The organism is Paenibacillus hemerocallicola, assembly GCF_006265175.1.
Lineage (GTDB): Bacteria > Bacillota > Bacilli > Paenibacillales > NBRC-103111 > Paenibacillus_AB > Paenibacillus_AB hemerocallicola.
Genome location: NZ_VDCQ01000023.1, coordinates 57,951 through 76,198, shown reverse-complemented (window position 1 = coordinate 76,198; position 18,248 = coordinate 57,951). Strand labels below are relative to the sequence as shown.

The window sequence follows — 18,248 nt, the reverse complement described above, 5'->3', positions numbered from 1 at the left end:
GTTTCCAGCACAGCGCTTTTATGTTCCGCTGCGGATCGTGAAATTATGCGCGGCGAGGGTGGCTGACGAGGTGAGAAAAAGCCCCGTAGCCTAAATCGCTTCGAGGCTTCGGGGCTTGGCCGCATAAGGCGTCCATTCGAATGTCGCAGGCTAACCGATCCTTCACATGTTAAGGGACCAGCTTCAGCGCGTTGCCTGAGTAAATTTTGCGCATGCAATCGTCGGGAAGACCCAATTCGTTCAAAAAAATTTGAAGGCGATTGTCGTATATATCCCTCCCGTACAGACATCGATCTTGAAATTCCAGCAAAAATTCCTTTGCAAATGAACGGTTGCGCTGCAAGGCATTCAGACCCGAGCCTGCGGACAAATCGCAATACAGGTTGGAATAGGTCCGCATCAGCTTTACCACTTTGCCTCCCGGAACGATATCCCCTTTCGGGTAGCTCGCGGTCCGATACAGGTCGTCATCGGAAATATGCGCCCAAAACCCCGGCCCATGCCCGAGAAATAGCGTTTCGGAACATGCGCGGATTGCACGCTCCAAAGCATCGATTCCACCGCCGTACCAATAATTGGGCCACGCATGCCCGCTTGACTCAACGCCGTAATTGACCTCCACGATGACAGGAAGTCCTTTCTTGCCGCAAAATTGGAACAAACGCAATGCATCCGGGTTGTCGTACGTTATGCGCAGCATGATTTCTCCGCATACGCGTACGCCGTACAAGTCGATGGCGGCTTCCAGCCGGCTGATCGATGTCGGTATTCTGGGGTCGGGCGCATAGCCGAGCACGAATTTGTCCGGGTGCGCTCTGGCGCATTCCAGACAGGCCGTGAACGGAATCGCGCCATTTTCATTCGGCCAGCCATGCTTATAGTAGCTCGGATGATATTCGGATTCCGGCGTTTCCAGCGACAGCAGCCAGGTTCGGCTGATTCCGTATTGCTCCATGTTCCGTAAAATATCGTTGCAGGTATAACCCAAGTAATGAGGGTGATTATGTGCATCAATGATCATTCAGGAGCCTCCGTTCGGAAACATACCGACCACCGCGCGCTTGCGGAACTGCTCGGGCGATAGCCCCGTAATCTGTTTAAAGCAAGCGGAGAAATGCGACAGCTGCTTGAAGCCGACATCCAAGCCTATGTCCGTTACCGATTTATGCTTATCGAACAGGAGCAGCCGTTTCGCTTCGAGAACACGCCGCTTTCGAATATAGTCGAATACGGTCATTCCTATCGTTTCTTTGAACAGCTTGGCGACGTAATACTTGTTCAGGTTGATCCATCCCGCCAGATGATCAAGCGTCAAATCATCTCCGTAATGGTCTCCGATATAGGAAATAATTCGCCGTACATGGGATTCCTTCACCTTGGATAGCTCGGCATGATCGCTCGGCGCCTCATCCCTGATCTCGCAAATCAGCAGCAAAAGGTCCACAAAGGCGTTATGGAAGCGATTGACGGATACCGGATTCGTACGATGGCGGCAATCGAGCATCTTCGAAAAAATCGATTCGATTTCTTTCATTCGGTCGCCCCCCAGCTTCCACCTGCAGTTTTTCAGCTTGCGGAAGGGAGCCATCACATCCACGGAAAGGGAAGAAGGCAGCATCGTATGAATGTTCGAATCGATAAACTGGATATTCGTTCGCGTGCAAGGGTTCCTCATCATCGTTCCGTGCATGGCCTTGCCGTTGCTGATAAGCAGATCGCCCGGCTCCAGATCGTACAATTCCGCGCCGATATAATAGCAGCAGCTTCCCGTATGCACGTAATAAATTTCGAAGCCGTCATGCTCGTGCAAATAATGCGTAGTCCGGCAATCGTTTCGATAATAGAAGCTTTTGATCACTGCGGGTGAATGCATGAATCGGTCACCCCTCATTGTTCGGGCGCTGCGGCCGGATCGATCGAGTTAGATCGCGATCAGACCGTACGATCCCAGATTCGCTTCATATTCCCGCCGAAAACCGCCTTCTTGTCTTCGAGCGACAAATGGGCATAGGCTAACCAACCGACCTGCGGGCGGGGATCTCTCATCGGAGAATCCGTACCGAATAAAACTTTCCCCGCCCCCACCTCGCGGACCAAATATTCGATCGAACCGAGCGGAACCGTCGTATAGGTCAATTGCAAATATATATTGGTATGTTTTTTGGCCGCTTTCGCATATAACTCGGCAATTTCAAAGCTTCTGGCGGCATGGTCCATAAAAATCGCCACGTTCGGATACCGCTCCGCCAGCTCTTCGATTTGCGCGATATAGGCGCCGTCGCTCTGCCCCGCGGGATCGACCAAGGCGTATAACCGCTTTGCATCGCCTATTTTCCACCAAGGCTCGTATATCGGATCGGTATAAGGGATTCTGGACAAGTAGAAGTAAGGCTTCATTCCTTTAAACCCTTTCTCGACATGCCATTTCCGCGCTTCCCGCTCGACGTCGTCGGTATAGTTCGGATCAATGACGACATATCCTTCCACTTCGGAAGGGTACTTGAGTATCGCCTTCTCCGCGATCTCATTGCCGGCTTCCGAATCGCCTCCGTTGATTCCGGCCCAAGGCGCAATGGACATTTTGCGGATCCCGATCGTCCGGTAAAGCGCAATCATCGAATCGATATCTCCCTGCAGCATCGGGAAGCCGCTTCCCGTCCCTCCTCCGTCCTCGATCAGATGCGTGTGCGAATCGTATACGGGGATCGGAATGGGTAGACCGCGCGAAGCGTGCGCCGTTACTTCATCTTGATCCGGTATCGCGGCTTCCGGCGGACTCACGCCGAGCAATTCGGCCAGATTGCCGCCGGCAATGCGCCGCTTCGCTTCGTCGGGTATGCGCGCGTAGTCGATCAGCGCCCTTGCCGCGCCGGGGCTTTTGAACGGCATCCCGCTGCCGAACAACAGTCGTTCGGCGCCGAACCGTTCGTAAGCGGCTTCGATAATCGCATTGCTCTGCAGGGCGGAAAATTCGATCCGCACGTTCGCATGCTCCTGCAGCAGCGGGAACAATCGCCGTTCCTGACTCCAACCGAGCCCTTGCAGCACGATCGCCAGATCGGGATTGTTGCCTGCCATGCCGGCAATTGCGGACAACGATGCTTCCGAAGCATCCACCAACAGCGGAATACGTTCCCGCTCCAACGCGTCCAGCAGCTTCCCGATCGTCCGTCGGTCGGGATCGTACTGATGGCTTTTCGGGAACAGCTTCACCGCGCGGAACCCGCCCCGCTTCATCTCGGCGATGAAAGCCGACGGGGACGGAAAATCTCCCAACTGATCGGGAAGCGCCGCCAAACATCCGAACAGTCTCGGGCTTTTGCTAAGCTCCTCTGCCAGCCGACCGTTGCCGTACACCGGGGAATGGGATTTCGCCATTCCGTGGTAGACGAGCGCTCCGGCGATCCCGTTCCGGTCCATTTCAGCCAATAGATCTTCCGTCCGCCACATTTGCAAACGATGCTTGTAGCCGATTTTGCCGACATTCGCATTGGAATCGAAAAATTGCAGTCTTTCTACCGTCATCGTATCTCCGCCTCCATGTTCGGTTCTTTCCTAATGGGATTGCCTTGCAGCTTCAGACAGCTTGTGTTGAGGTTGCACTCGGTACTCTCATGGCTTTGAGATATACATATCCGCCGCCGCTTCGAGCGCCGCTGCAGCCGCACCCGAGATCAACCCTTGCAGCCGTACCGACGGGTCCCCGATATACGCCAAGAAATCGCGCATGTAAGCGATCGCCGTCGCCGAAGCGCCCTGACCGGCCAGAAGCCCGATCACATTCAATCTGTACAGCAATTGGTCCGCGAACACGCCGGACATATGTCCGGACGACGCCTCGTTCCCGATACGCTCCCGCATTCCATCCAGCAGAAGGGCCGGGGAAATCCACGTTGCGGTCAGCGGTATGCGGAACGAAGCTCCTTCGGCTATATCGTAGACATAACCGGACGACAGTTCCGCATCGTTCGCGTATTGCCGGATAAGCGTCTTGTCCCCGATCGACAACGCATATACGCCGCCCTCCCCCGGACGGACTTGCTTAATTTCGTATACGGCGTTGCGCGCCCCGTCATTCTCGACATAAATGTGCGCCCGCTCCTGAAGCTCCCCCTCCCGAATCGGCTCATCGACTTCAACGGCAATTTCGTTCTCGAAGGAAAGCGGCTTGGTGAAGTCGGCGACTTCGCCTTCCACGTATGCTCTGTCGCTTTGAATCAGCGCCTCATGACTCGCCCGCAGAAGAGTCCCGCCGTGCATATAGCCGTACTCCGGTTCGCCTTCGCGTTCGGACAGTACGCCGAAAAAGCCCCGGAACGTCAATTTGTCGTCCACCGTATACTCGATACCCGGATTCAAGGCGTTCACGATATAGTCGGTTCGCCCGTTCGTCAGCGTCACCTTGACGGCTGCAACCTCGGTGCCCGTCGCAAGGACGCCGTTCGCCTTTACTTGCGCCGGAGAAATCGACTGGATGTAGCGCGTTCCCTTGTAAGGCTCGATGACGGAGGCGAATAAGGAATCGAGATTTTGCCCGTTCCGGTGTGCGATCAAATACCGAAGGGTTTCCGGGTTGCCCGGCTTGTTCTGCGGCGGCACGCCGTCCGCGAGCGCGACGTCGTCGTATTGTCCCAGCATCGTCAGCCGCAGGCGGACATCCGTGGGAGCGCCCGCGCCTTGCCCGTACACGTTCCACGTATCGTATACGCTCCACTCGACGCTGAACTTGCCGGCCGGCGCCTCGTCCCGCTCCACCCGTTTCAGGTAGTGGAAGCCGCTGCCCATATAACCCGTTCCGTCCACGCTATCCACCCGCTGTCCATAAGCTACGTTCGGTCCCGCATAAGTTCCGGTCGGCTGGGCGGCAAGACTCAGTCCTTCCGCGGTTACGGGCCCTTCCGCGCCGTGAAAGCTGAAATGATGGTCGTTCCCGCCCTTTATGCGGAACAGGTCGACCGAATAAGAATGTTCGTCGTCTACCTTGATTGTGGCTGTGGTGCGCCGGTACGTTTCCGTTTGCGGATAAACGTCCGAAGCCCTCACATCGATCAGCTTCACCCGATCTCCATCGTCGAAATGCAGCGGTGTCGACACCCATTGGGGCTGCTGCTGGGAACGGTCCACGACGACCGTGTTGTGGCTGACCGTATTGCGCACCCATTGGAAACGGTGCATATCCTTGCTGTCCGTAAACTCCGGATAACCTAGATCGGGCGACAAGTCGAGACCGAACGCGTGAAGCCCGATATTCAGCGTATCCCGATGGCCATGGTATATCGTCCTCCCGTAATACATCCACAAATCGCGCAGCGTCTGCTCCGTCCCGACGCCGTCGCGGAGCGCCGTGAAGCCGTAGCCCGTCAAGTTCGTGCTGTCGGGATTCAACGTTCCGTGCGTTGCGATCGCGGCGGCGATTTCCGTCGACACGCTTTCCGGATCGGTCGAGAAAATATCCTCATGGATGCCCGCGGTGCTGTTTCCGTTCAGGAAATAAGCGGCCTGCGCGAATTCCGGATCGCCGAACGCCTTGAACGCTTTGACGAAATGCTCGATGTTCAGCCAAACCGCCGGATTTCCCGTTCGGCCCGAATCCCCGATCGTCGGCATGTACCGATCGCTAAGCACGAGCGGGAGATGGCTGCCGAACATCGTTTTGAATTTGGCATTTTCGTATAAATCGGCCCCCGGATACAGATCGTAGCCCTGCAAAATATCCGCCGTCGTACGATACTGGTCCAGCCAATACGAGTTGTATTCCGGCGAAGCCTCGTCGGCATGGCCGTCGCGATCGACCCGGTTCACGAGAGAAGGGAGAACATTGCCGCCCGTTACGCGGGCCGGATTGTACAGCGCTCCCCCGGCTTTAAACGTAAAATCCAGCCATTCCTTCGTCTCCGGAAGCGTGTCGAGCACGACGGCCGCCATCGCCAGCGCGCTTTGATGCATGCCGGTATTCCCGAGAACGGTTCCGGATCGGACCCCCGGATACGTTTGGCGCACGATGCCGTCCTCAATGTTCAGCGCAATGGCCGCCCCGTTGTTTTTCGGATTGTCGAGACCGTGCTCGGCCGCTTTTTGCTGCAAATAGATGACCAGTTGCGGATCGTTCCGCGCCGGGAAGAAGGCGTCGTAGGCACGGAGCATTTCTTTGGTCAGGAACGTTTCCCAAATGGCGCCGACCGCCTTCCCTTTCCCTTCCGCGCCGTTATGGAGGTAATCGACTTTATATACCGAGGTGTCCAGGCTCGGGTACACGTCGGCAATGCGGTCGAGCAGGACGAGACCGGCCCGCGCGTATTTCGCTTCGCCCGTATACAAATACGCGTCTCTCATCGACCGCAGCGCATCGACGACAAAGGCGTTCCCTTCCCCGTACCAGACGAACCGGTGAACATAATAAGCGATAAATGTGTACCGGTTCCCGCCGGCGTCCACCCAGCCGAAGCCGTCGTCGACACCCCAGAGAGGCCCTTTCTCGGGATACAGCGTATTGACCAGCAGGCTGCGGTCGGCCAGTTCGGGCCGGAAAATGCCGCCGTCATCCAAGCCGCTCTTGTAATAGGCGCCGAAATCGTTCGTCGGGAACGTGTATCCGCTGCTCGGATCGACGATTTTCCATGGCTGATTGATCGGGTCGCCCCGATACGGATACGCTCCGAACCGATCGATATCCTTTCCGGTAACCGGGCTGCCCATCTTCTCGTTGACCGCATAGCTGCGGGGGAGCGTCTGCGGAGGGATCGTCTTCCATAAGAAATCGTATCCTTCGGCCGCATAGCCGGGCGACTGGAAATAAGCTTCGGCTCTGGCTACTGCGGCGTCGCGCAATCCGCCCGCCCAGCCGTAAGTCGCCGCGTTGCTTCTGGCAGCCTGCACCTTATCCGGCGTATAGATCGTGCTGCGGGTTTTGCTGTTCCGTATTTCCCGCACCGTTACGGTCATGGATGCGGCGAAGCCGTTCGCGAATTCGAAGCGTACAACGTACGTTTGCGGCGTCAACGCGGTCAAATACGTTTCCTTGAAGGCGACCTCCTTGCCCGACCCCGATACGGAGTAAGCCTCTCCCTCCGTAAGCGGATTGCCGTCGAGCCGCAGTCCGGTCAACAGGGGAGCGTACGCGGACAACGTCACCGTCACGGGCTGCGGTGTCGGAACATGCTTGTAATATTGCAAGGACGGGATGCTCAAATAGGTCGAATCGATAACCGTCAGCTTCAACTGCCGATCTCCCGCTTCGTTAAACGAAAACGACAGCGCCGCCATCTCATCGGGCAATTGCGACAAGTACTCCTTCTTCAGCACGACCCGTCCGTTAGCCGTCTCATAATCGGTGGCCGGCTGCAAAACATCGCTTCCGAAGCGAATGGCTTCCAAGCTGTTGCCGTTGGCCGTCACCTGTACGGCGATATCCTCACGGCGCTGGACGTTCTTGTCGAAGACGGCCTCGGTCGGATCGATCGCGGATTGGCGAATGACCCGATGCAGCGACACGTCGTCATACAAGATCGTGCCCGCTCCGCCGCGCATATGAACGGCGACATGAGCGTACGCGGCGTTGGCGGGGGCATATTCCTGCATGACCGCCTTCGACCAATCCGCAACGGAGCGGTCCACGTCCAACAGCTTTTGCGAAATAAATCCGGAAGCGTTCGGCGCCGAATACCAGGCCAGCAAAATAAAGGCGCGACCGGTTACGTTTTGCGGCTTGTAGTAGCTGCCGAGCTCGTACAAGCGTCCCGCCTGAACCGGAATATACTGCTGGGAGAAGAAAGCGATGTCCGTACTTCCCTGTGTCGTAAGCTTCGCCGAACGGGAACCGCTGCGGCTGACGGTGCCGTCCCACTCCCAAGTACCGGCGGCGCCGCGGGACCAATCGCCCGGACCGGCGCTTCCGTTCTCGAAGCCCGGATTTTTCACCAAATTTTCCTCCCCGGCAGCCGAAGCATACACAGGGAAGCACCCGAACAATAAACAAATGACAAGCAGCGCTGCCATCGCCGGCATGGCGCCTAAAGGACCTTTTCGAATCCAACCTGTCCGTCCCAGCACGCGAATTCCTCCTCTTGGCTACCCTTTGATCGCTCCGATCAGCATACCTTTGATAAAGTACTTTTGCAGAAACGGGTAGACGAGCAAAATCGGCAGTATCGCTACGACGACCGTCGCCATCTTGATGGTCTCGGGAGGAAGCTGGGCGACCAGCATCGGGTTGCGGATTTCCAGCTCCTGGCTGACGTCCGGGGAACGGATCATGTTCTGCAGCACGACCTGGAGCGGGTAAAGTCTTTTATCGTTCAAATACATAATGCCGGCAAAATAAGCGTTCCAATGCCCGACGCCGTAAAACAGTCCCATCGTGGCGAAAATCGGCGTCGATAACGGCAGCACGATCCGGAATAGCGTGCGCAGGTCGCCGCAGCCGTCCACCTTGGCCGCCTCCTCGATTTCATGCGGCAATCCTTCGAAGTAGGTTTTCATGATCAGCATGTTGAACGTCGATACGAGCCCGGGCAGGATGAGCGCCCAAATCGTGTCCACCAGTCCTACCGCGCGTACGACCAAATAGGTCGGAATCATCCCTCCGCTGAACAGCATCGTGAATACGATTCCGAGAAGCAGCGCGCTCCGGCCCGGAACCGTCTTCTTGGACAGCGCATAAGCGAGCAGCGAAGTCGCGAACAGATTGAGAGCCGTTCCGACGAACGTAACCGTAACCGTAATTTTCAACGCCTGCGGAATGCGTCCGCTCGAGAAAATCTCTTTATATGCATCGAACGTCACCTGCCGCGGGAACATGACGAAGCCCCCGCTTCGCATCACTTCCGTATAGGGCGTAATCGACATGACGATTACATAATAAAGCGGGAACAGCGTGCTTAGGGCAAACAAGGAAAGGAACGCATAGAAGACGGCGTCGACCATCCGGTCGGCATTCGACTTCGCAATCGGCCCCGTCCTCCTTTTCGTTACCATATGCCGTCACCTCCAAGCTTTTTGGCCAACCGGTTGGCGCCGAGCACCAGCACGAAGCCGATTGCGGATTTGAAAAACCCGGTAGCGGCCGCAACGCTGTAGTCGAGCTGCTCCAATCCCCTCCGGAACACCCACGTGTCGATAATATCTCCGACTCCATAAACGCGCGAATTCAAGAAAATGTATACTTGCTCGAAGCCCGCGTCGAGAATATGGCCGAGCCGGAGAATGAGCAGCAGCACGAACACCGAACGGATGCCCGGCAGCGTAATATGCCACATCTTCCGCCATCTCCCAGCGCCGTCCGCTTCGGCGGCTTCATACAGCTCGGGATTGATGCTTGCCATGGCGGCCAAATAAATGATCGCGCCGAATCCCGTATTTTTCCACAAGTCGCTTACGAGCAATAACGGACGGAACAGCCCGGGCTCGGTCAGCACGTTCGGACTGAACCCCCACGTATCGCGAATAAACGTGGTGACGAACCCGGAACCGGGAGCGAAAAAAGCGAATACAAGCCCGTACACGATCACCCAGGACAAAAAATGCGGTCCGTATGTAATCGTCTGCACGAGACGTTTGAACCAGACGAGGCGGATCTCGTTGAACATAAGCGCCAGCGCGACGTCCGGAACCATATTGAACAAAATGCGGTAGACGCTGATGATCAGCGTATTGCGGAAAATGACCGGAAAATCCGGCGATTGGAACACCGTCCGGAAATGGTCGAACCCCGCCCACGGACTTTCCCATATGCCTTTGAACAAGTTGTAGTCTTTGAAGGCGACCAGCAGCCCGCCCATCGGCAAATAACAGAAGACTACATAATACAGCACCCCGGGCAGCATCATCGCGTAAAACCAACGGCTGCGCGCGACGCTCTTCCAGATCGCCGACGGACGCCTGTCCGCATCCGCCTTAAGGTTGTTCATCGTCAACTTCGTCTTGTTGTGCATGAGCCGAGCTCCTTTATGTAGGTGCTGTCGGAGGCACCCGTCCCCGCAACGGGAGCCGGTTGCCCGATGTCCGGCAAGCCGGTTCAATTGCCGGCGTTAAATGTTATTTTCTTTCCGCGCGCTTCGCCGATCTGGCTGGCGTACGCTTCGAAAATGTCCTTCGCTTTGTATTTGATCATGATCTCCTCGCGGTATTTCGGCCAATTGGAGCTCGATTTGTCCTCGAACAGCATCCTCGCATGATATTCCGACATTTTCGTCCGCATCTCGCCAAGATTGACGCCCGGAGGCGGGGTCGTGCTGGCGCCGACGCTCGGCACGTATTTGAAGCCGCTGCGAATAAAGGACAATATTTCCCGGTCGCGCGGCGTCTGGTCCGGGTCATAAACGGCCAGTCCGAACGTTTCCGGCGCCGGCGGGGAGAAGAAGTCGTATATCGAGAGGAAATTGCCCTTCTGGACGATCTCTTTCAAGTAGGCTTCCTTATTCAGCGTCAGCTTGGAGCCTTCCTTCGTATAATGCTTGCCGTTCAGCCCGTAGCGCGTCAGCAGAAAACCTTCCTCGCCGGCGAGCCAGTCGAGGATTTCCACCGTTTTGCGGATTTTCGCCGGATTTTGCTCCGCCGTCCTCTTGCTGAACAGGAACGGATATCCCGCTTCGTTCTCGGTCCAGAACGGCTTATCCGGGTACGGATTGAACGGCACCCAATCGGCTTTCGGATTTAACGCCTTCGTCTTGTTTTGCACGCTGTTCGGGCTGCTGTCCAGCGCAAAGTTCACGTCCGCGCTGTATACAATGCCCACTCTGCCCTGCACCGCTTTATCCGTCACTTGCTCCGCCTTGTTCAAGAACCAATCCGGATCCACCAGGCCGTCTTTGATCATCTGCAGCGTATCGTCTACGACCTTGGCCACGCGGGGATCGGTCTGGGTATCGAAAAACTGGTCGTTTTCGACGAAATAGCCTGCATAGAGACCATTTTTCCGCCATTGCGGAAATGCCAGCGCCAGCGACTTTCCATTGCCGTTCGTCGTAAAGCCATACGTATCCTTCTTGCCGTTGCCGTCCGGATCGTCGTAGCTGAACTTGCGCATCGCCTCCAGCATTTCGTCATACGTTTTCGGCACCGGCAGCGAGAACTTGTCGAGCCAATCTTTGCGGATGTAGTACGCCAGCTCTAACGTTTTCTTATACGGCAGAGGAGCGCGGTAGAAATCTCCTTCCACTTGATAAGATTTCATCTCCGACTCGTTCGTGTTCCAAAACTTGTAATAGTTTGGCATCGTCGCCTTGGATACGAACGGAGCCATCTTCGCGATCAGTCCGTCCTGAACCAGCTTCTGCGAAAGAATCCCGCTCGCGATGAACAGATCCGGACTGTTCCCGCTGGCCAGTGCCACCGTCAGCTTGTTGTCGTAATCGGCGCCCGCCGGATAGCTCTGAACTTTCAGACGGACATTGAACTTCTGCTCGATCGCTTTCTTGACGAAGTCATCCTCCGGCTTATCCGGCAACAAGCTTCCCGCATCGCCGTCAATGAACCAGGATAGCTCAAGCGCCGGTTCCGTGCCGTTTCCTTCCCCGATTCCGGATTTATCCGCCTTCGTACAACCGCCGGCGAGAAGCGCTACGGCCGTTAAGGCCGTTAACCATGCCGCTCTTTGTTTTCTCATGCCGAACATTCAACCTCCCTTTCAATCTGTTTCTCCGTTATCGAACGGATGATGTGTCGAATACGCTTACATCATAATCCGGGCTAGCGAACGGGAAAACTGCAAAAAACGGAATCGGAGTGCAAAAATAAGCTTTTGCAACTGTAAAATCGGACTGTACTACCCGCATAGACCGAGGAATGCGGCCGGCAAAAGCGAATAGACGCGCTTTCGCGCCGCGAGCGACCCGATTGCGCGCCTATTCGTTTTTGCCGGTGTATTGCATCTTGTACTCGTTCGGGGTAAGGCTGAACTGCTGCTTGAACAGCTTGAAAAAATAGCTTTGATTGACGATGCCGACCTTCTCCATCACCGTATTGATGCTCGAATCCGTCCGTTCGAGCAGATGCGCGGCGTGCTTCATCCGGACCGCGGTAATATATTTGGCGACGGACATCGCCTCCTCGTCCCGGAACTGCTTGCCTACGTAGGAAGAAGACAAATTCACCATGTCGGCGATGCTTTGCAGACATAAGGACGGGTCCGTATATCGCGCTTCCACGATATGCTTGATCGTACCGATAAGCAATTGCCGCTTCGTGCCGTCCGTGGTCCCATGCGAGTCGTATGGAGCGCTTGTGTGAAACAGCGAAATAAACAATTCGTACACTTCCCCGAGCGTCTCCTTCTCGAGAATAAGCTTGTATACCGAGCGCAAATCGGTCGAATCCGCATCGCCCGAAGCCGAGCGTTTCGCGTGAGTGGCGCTTGCCGCCAAAGCAAGCAAGGCATTGATCATTTGATCGTATCGGCATCGGGCGATATATTCGAACAGCTCCGTTAAGCATCTAGCGCTGTCGCCATCGTTCCCGTCCTGTGCCCGAATCGCGGCGATCCAGCTCTTCTCCGGCTCGGGAGGAACGCCGTCCGACTCCTTCTCTTCGCTCAGGCGAAGAAGCGCCGGTGTGATGACCGATTGTTTGCCGTAGACGAATCTGTACTTCGCATAATCTTCCACGGTCTTGTACAGCCGGGAAATTTGCCGGCAATCCGACACGGGATCGCCGTATACGGCCGTAAGGGAAAGCTTGTAGTACCTCATTACCGTTTCCTGCACATCCGTGGACAGTCGGCTAATTTGCGCGTCGAGATCGTCGTCCGCACGATCACCGTACAGAAGTGCTACGAAATGATCTCCTCCCGCATCGATCACATCGCCGGACATCGACTTCGAGACGATCTCCTGCATAATATTGCCGATGGAGAACGTATACAGACGCCGGTCTTCCGGACTGTTGTCCCGCAAAAAATCGGCGTAGTCATCCAGCTTGAACATGCAAATCGCATAACTTAGACCGCGTTCGGCACCGACGTTCAGCTTGTCGGCCGCATCGAGGGGCGAGACGTGGGGACTGTCGAGCAGCAGCTGACGAACGTAATATCCGCGCAAAATGCCGCTTTGCGAATCCTGCTTCTGCTTGAGCGATCGCATCTCGCTCATCGTCCGCTCCAATACCGTCGAGATGACGCCGAACTCGTCGCGATTGCCGGACACAGGCGTTCCGTCCAGCTCGGGATCTTTGCGGATCAGGCGAAGAATGCCGGATACCGGATTGTACAGCCGCGATGCGAGCAGCGCCGAGCTTGCGGCGGTGAGCAGCAGAACGACCGCTACCGCTACCATTGCAAACGCCTTCATTTCGCGGATTACTTGAAATACCGCATCGTAGGGCTGAACGCTGACGATCGTCCAGTCGTTGTTTGGCGAGGGCACATAGGTAACAAGACTGGAAAGGCCGTCGCTATTGTCGATAAATGAACGCGAGCCCCCGTCGCTCTGCCTCCTCGCTTCGATCCGATCCCGCAGCCTGTTCCATGAACCGCTCCCGGACAAGTCGTTCACGATGTTGCCGCTGCCGTCGATAATGAGCAGATGACTGTCCGAATACTCGGTCAACCGGTTGATCTCGGACACGTTGGCGAACAGCCATTCCGGTTTAATATTGAAGATGAGCGCGCTGCTGCCCGAGCCGAATAACGTACCTGCTGCGTTGCTGTACATAAAAAACGAAAAATGGCTGATCCGGCGATCGGATTCGCCATAATAAATCGGCACCAACTGCAGCTTGGGCACGCTGTCCGCCCCCATCAAGTAACGGTCCAGCTTGCCGTCCACGCCATCGTCCCTGCAGTTGAGCACCTTCGCTTCGGAATAGTAATAATAGCAGCCGTTGCGGGAATTGTAGACGGTAATCGACTGCAGCAGCGGGACCGAGCTCTGCAGCTTCTCGAACGACATGATGCTGGCATACAGCTTGAACTCCTCCGGCTGCGCCGTTTCGAGCAGATAGGCGGTACGCGCATCGAAGTAAGTCGAAGTAATCAGATTCGTCAGCATCCGATCGGTGAAATCGACGTTGTAGCTGACCTGCTCCAGCATCTTCCGGTTGGACTCATGCTGCATATTCAGCAGCGTATTCCGCGATTTGTAAAATAACGCCGTCGAGGAAAGGACTACTACGACAATCGACAGCAGAGCGATCGAAATGAGCATCTTAAACCAGTATTTTTTGCCGGTGTACATGCGGAGCCATTTCATAGGCTGCTTCATCCGTTTCCATACCGAAATAGAAGTAAGTGTATCTCTTATTATAACGCATTCCATTTATTTGAGAAGGCGACCGCAAGGCAGCAATTCGCCTTGTCGGTCGCCTTCTTCCGTATCGGCGCAACCTGCATGCAGGTAGAGGTACGTGGGATTACGCAACGATATTACGCAGCGGCGACTTACTTGGCCTTGTCTTCGGCAACCTTCTTCTCGACGGCTTCCGCCGCCTGTCTCATCGCCGCGTTCACATCGATCTGCCCCTGAAGCACTTTATCCAACTGCTCCAGCATAGCTGCGTTCGCGACCGGCGTATACTTCGTCCATACACTGGCTGCGGCCGGCTTGGCCGGCATCAGCGCCTTGACGTTTCGCCCTTTCAGAAAAGGCATGTTCGAGCCGAACGCGGTGCGAATTTCCGGGCTTTTGACCATCGGCAGCACGCCTTCTTTCGATTTCGCCAATTGATATTCGTCGCTGGTCAGCCAGGCAATGACCTGGAAGGCGGTATCCCGGGCCGTGCCCTTGGCCATGTTCGTAATGTTGAAGTATGTCGGGTACGGCTGCGAACCGATGCCTCGCAAATCGCCGTACTCGGGCAAGCTCGCCAAATCCCAGTTCACCAGGTTGAGCGGATCGGACGGCGACAACCATACCTGTGTCGCATACATTGCGGCAATCCGCTCCTCAATGAACCATTTGTTCATCTGCGCAAGATTCGTGCCTTTCACCTCGTTGCCCGGGATCTGGAAAAACCGGACCAGGTTGTCCGCATGCTTTTTCCATTTGTCATCCGTGGACAATAGCGGCTTGAACGTAGCGCGATCGACGAAATTGGCCGACAGCTGGTTCATTAGAGCGATATGGCTGAAAGATGTGACGAAGCCGCGGTAGTTCACGCCGCCATCCGTTCTGGTCATCTTCTTGGCGATATCGTAGGTCTCATCCCAAGTCATCCCGTCCCTCGGATACGGCACCCCGAACTTGTCGAACAAGTCCCGGTTGTAGACGAGCACACCGGGATTATTCGTAACCGGGAGGCCATATATGCCGCCGCCCGCGATCTCCCTCATAAGCCCGACTGCCGTATCATCGAGACGGGATAAGTCGTACTTGTATTTCGTAATCAGATCGGTAATGTCCGATTGCAGCTGGTAATCGATGAATCGGCTGTGGATCGCCCCGATGGAAGAGAAGACGACATCGATATGCGTTCCGGAGGCCAATAAGTCCGGCAGCAGAATATATCCGCCCCCGTCTTTTGGCGTAATATGAACAAAATTCGTATTCACATGCGGAAACTTCTTCTCGATCGCGTTTCCATACTGTTCCATGAACAATTCCCGCGATTGGCCGGTGGAAGGCTCGAAAAACGTCAGCATAACCGGCTCCGATTTCGCGGCAGTCCCTGCCGGCAGCGACGGTTCCCCTTCTTTTTTTCCGTCGCTGCCGGCTTCTTGCTTCTCGCCGCCATTGCCGGTGCAGGCAGCCAGCAAGGCGACAATAGCGAGCGCCAGAAACGTCTTCATCCCGCCTTCCCCCGAACATTTCCTGATGAAACCCATTCGACCTCATCTCCCTTTATCCTCATATCGCTCCTTATAAATGCGCTTACATTTCCATTGTCGCGATACTTTATATGTTACAGGACGTCAGCTCCAAATTCTTATGTGCTATTGACTCCTTGCACGTAATTTTATGAGCCGAATAGGAGCCTTTTCTGCTTGTTGACCAAGAAACGACAACCGGTTTATTCGTGATTGGTTTTTGGCGTCAAAACAAAAGAAACGTCCCCCGGAAGCATTCGCTTCCGAAAGACGTTTCCTGCCTATGCCGACCTTATGCTCTTACTTCGCTTTCTTCAGCAGCGACACGATCAACGCCAACGCGCCCAATACGACAGCCGCGATCGAGAGATAGAGCGGCGTCTTGGACTCGCCGGTATGGGAGTCGTCGGCCGGCGCTGCCGCGCCGGTATCGTGACCGTGCGAATCCGCGCCCTTCGGCGCCGCTTTTATTTTCGTCACCGAGGCCGGTTTGTCTGAGCCTTCCGCGCCTACCCATTCGACCACGCTGCCGTCCTTGTACGTTTGGTAAGATTTCCACGACAAATCCTTGGCGTCATTTTCCACTTTGCCGGACATTTTGAATTCGCCGAACTCCGTCGCGCCGAAGCCTTCGCCCGTCGCCGTCCAGACAACGCTCGTAATTTTCCCCGAGCCGTCCTTCGTTACGTCGTATTTCCAGCCGAATTTCGGCTCGAAGCGCGATACGGTTACGCCTGCCGGGAATTTCACTTCCACCTTCACGGTGGCGATTTCTTTCTCCGTCGGCACGCGCAGCGTAAATACTTCGTATTTGCCTTGCGTCGATTCGTTCGGAAGCACGGTTACGTGAGCACTCGCGATGCCTGCGAACATCATCATCGCGATCAGGCAGACGGCGAGCAGCGTTCCTGTTTTTCTCATTTCGGTTCAGCCCCTTTTGTCGAGTTTGTCTCCACGTATCACTGTAACGAAAAAGCCGGGCTGTGAGAATGACTCGACCGGGCTATTTTTCCCCGCGTTTTTGACCGATATGTGTCAAGCCTTGCCTTACGGCGTAAGCGGTCAGCTGGACCCGGTTTTCCAAATTCAGCTTGTCCAAAATATTTTTGATATGATTTTTCACCGTGTTCTCGGCGATCACGAGACGCTCGGCGATTTGCCGGTTCGTATCCCCGGCGGCCACGCAGGCGATCAGCTCCCGTTCACGGGGCGTAAGCACGCTGGAATCCGGCTCGGAGGGAGACGCTCCGGTACCGCCGCCGCGGAAATGCTGGAACAGCTTGTCCGCCATTTGCCGGGACACGGCCGAATTGTCGTCGAGCAGCGCGCGCAAATAGTGCATCCAGTCGTCGGGATCCATATTTTTAAGCAAATAGCCTTGGGCCCCGAATTGGATCGCGGTGAACAAATCCGCCACATGGTCGGATACGGTAAGCATGACGATGCGAATATGGGGGTGCAGCTGCTTGATGCGCCGGGTCGCCTCGAGCCCGCTAATGTCCGGCATGTTGATGTCCATCAGCACGAGATCCGGCTGCAGATTGCCGCATAAAGCGACGGCCTCCTCGCCGCGCGACGCTTCCCCGATCGTCTCGAACAGCGCATCCTCATCCAGCAAGCTGCGAATCGCTTTGCGGGCGAGCGGATGGTCGTCGGCTATCAATACGCGATACGGCGTCATGGTTTTCCTTCCTTTCGGCCTTCGATTCTGAGTTCCGTTCCGCCGTCCTCGATCGGACGTACATGCAGTACCGCCCCAAGCTCGGCGGCGCGCTTCCGCATCATGGAAATGCCGTATTTGCTCGCGCCCGTAGCAGGAGGCCGGATGCCCGTGCCGTTGTCTCTGACGGTGAGCGCCCAATCTCCCGCCGCCCCGCATTCCCAGTCCAGCACGGCGCGGTCCGCCTGCGAATGCTTGCGAATGTTCGTGAACGCTTCCTGCACGATGGCGAACAGCTGGACCTCTTCGGACGAATCGAATATTCCGTCCGCCCACTCTCCCCGCCGCTCCACCTCGACGCCGGAGATGACGCTCCATTCGCGCAGCCAGCGATCCAACCGTTCGGGAAACGATACGCCGTCCTCCGGCAGCGATCGCAAGTTGAAAATCGCCTGGCGCAGATGATGATCGATTTCCGATACGACCGACCGCGCCTCCTCCGTCTTCCCCTGCTTCAGCTGGACGTTCAGGAAAAACAGCATTTGCGCGATATTGTCGTGCAGTTCGCGAGCCAGCCGTTCGCGCTCCTCGTAAACGGCGGTCCGCGACTGCTCCTCGGCGATCGTCTGGTTCATGCTCTGAATTTTGCGGAACATCCACGTCGAGAACCAGTACGACAGCAGCAGCGTCAAAATGATGATATAGAAATTCCCGACTTCCATCGACAAATAATGGAGCAGCAGCTCATGCCGGATTAGCTCGAAGCCGCCGATCACGACCGCCGGCAGAAGAATGGTAAGCAGCTTATATCGCCGGAGCGACATCACGACACCTCCTCGTTTGTTCCCCCTAAAG

General features: G+C 55.9%; 12 protein-coding genes. All 12 read right to left on the bottom strand.

The genetic code is table 11. The features are described 5' to 3' along the window. Positions 1-169: 169 nt before the first annotated feature. On the bottom strand, positions 170-1,021 hold the full coding sequence (locus FE784_RS17530) for an amidohydrolase family protein (protein ID WP_139603526.1): 852 nt from the start codon (positions 1,019-1,021) through the stop codon (positions 170-172). After that, positions 1,022-1,873: a helix-turn-helix domain-containing protein gene (locus tag FE784_RS17525; protein ID WP_176706305.1), complete on the bottom strand. Its 852-nt coding sequence runs from the start codon at positions 1,871-1,873 to the stop codon at positions 1,022-1,024. A 59-nt stretch (positions 1,874-1,932) separates the two neighbouring features. Further along, positions 1,933-3,525: an amidohydrolase family protein gene (locus FE784_RS17520; RefSeq protein WP_139603524.1), complete on the bottom strand. Its 1,593-nt coding sequence runs from the start codon at positions 3,523-3,525 to the stop codon at positions 1,933-1,935. 87 nt (positions 3,526-3,612) lie between these two features. Beyond that, positions 3,613-8,049, bottom strand: coding sequence for a X2-like carbohydrate binding domain-containing protein (locus tag FE784_RS17515; RefSeq protein WP_139603523.1), 4,437 nt, complete (start codon positions 8,047-8,049; stop codon positions 3,613-3,615). A gap of 18 nt (positions 8,050-8,067) precedes the next feature. Then, positions 8,068-8,973, bottom strand: coding sequence for a carbohydrate ABC transporter permease (locus FE784_RS17510; protein WP_139603522.1), 906 nt, complete (start codon positions 8,971-8,973; stop codon positions 8,068-8,070). Then, positions 8,967-9,929: an ABC transporter permease gene (locus tag FE784_RS17505; RefSeq protein WP_246132074.1), complete on the bottom strand. Its 963-nt coding sequence runs from the start codon at positions 9,927-9,929 to the stop codon at positions 8,967-8,969. Before FE784_RS17505 ends, FE784_RS17510 begins: the two co-directional genes overlap by 7 nt. A gap of 83 nt (positions 9,930-10,012) precedes the next feature. Further along, positions 10,013-11,602, bottom strand: a complete 1,590-nt coding sequence (locus tag FE784_RS17500) for a type 2 periplasmic-binding domain-containing protein (RefSeq protein ID WP_176706304.1) — start codon at positions 11,600-11,602, stop codon at positions 10,013-10,015. A gap of 238 nt (positions 11,603-11,840) precedes the next feature. After that, positions 11,841-14,180, bottom strand: a complete 2,340-nt coding sequence (locus FE784_RS17495; RefSeq protein ID WP_176706303.1) for an AraC family transcriptional regulator — start codon at positions 14,178-14,180, stop codon at positions 11,841-11,843. Positions 14,181-14,368: 188 nt separating this feature from the next. Continuing rightward, complete coding sequence (locus tag FE784_RS17490) at positions 14,369-15,751, bottom strand: ABC transporter substrate-binding protein (protein ID WP_139603519.1); 1,383 nt, start codon at positions 15,749-15,751, stop codon at positions 14,369-14,371. A 282-nt stretch (positions 15,752-16,033) separates the two neighbouring features. Beyond that, positions 16,034-16,654 (bottom strand): YcnI family copper-binding membrane protein, encoded by a 621-nt coding sequence (locus tag FE784_RS17485; protein ID WP_139603518.1) that lies wholly within the window; start codon positions 16,652-16,654, stop codon positions 16,034-16,036. A gap of 82 nt (positions 16,655-16,736) precedes the next feature. Continuing rightward, positions 16,737-17,414: a response regulator gene (locus tag FE784_RS17480; RefSeq protein WP_139603517.1), complete on the bottom strand. Its 678-nt coding sequence runs from the start codon at positions 17,412-17,414 to the stop codon at positions 16,737-16,739. Then, the gene (locus tag FE784_RS17475) at positions 17,411-18,217 is read right to left on the bottom strand and encodes a sensor histidine kinase (RefSeq protein WP_139603516.1); all 807 of its coding nucleotides are present in this window, start codon (positions 18,215-18,217) and stop codon (positions 17,411-17,413) included. Before FE784_RS17475 ends, FE784_RS17480 begins: the two co-directional genes overlap by 4 nt. Between the last annotated feature and the right edge of the window lie 31 nt (positions 18,218-18,248).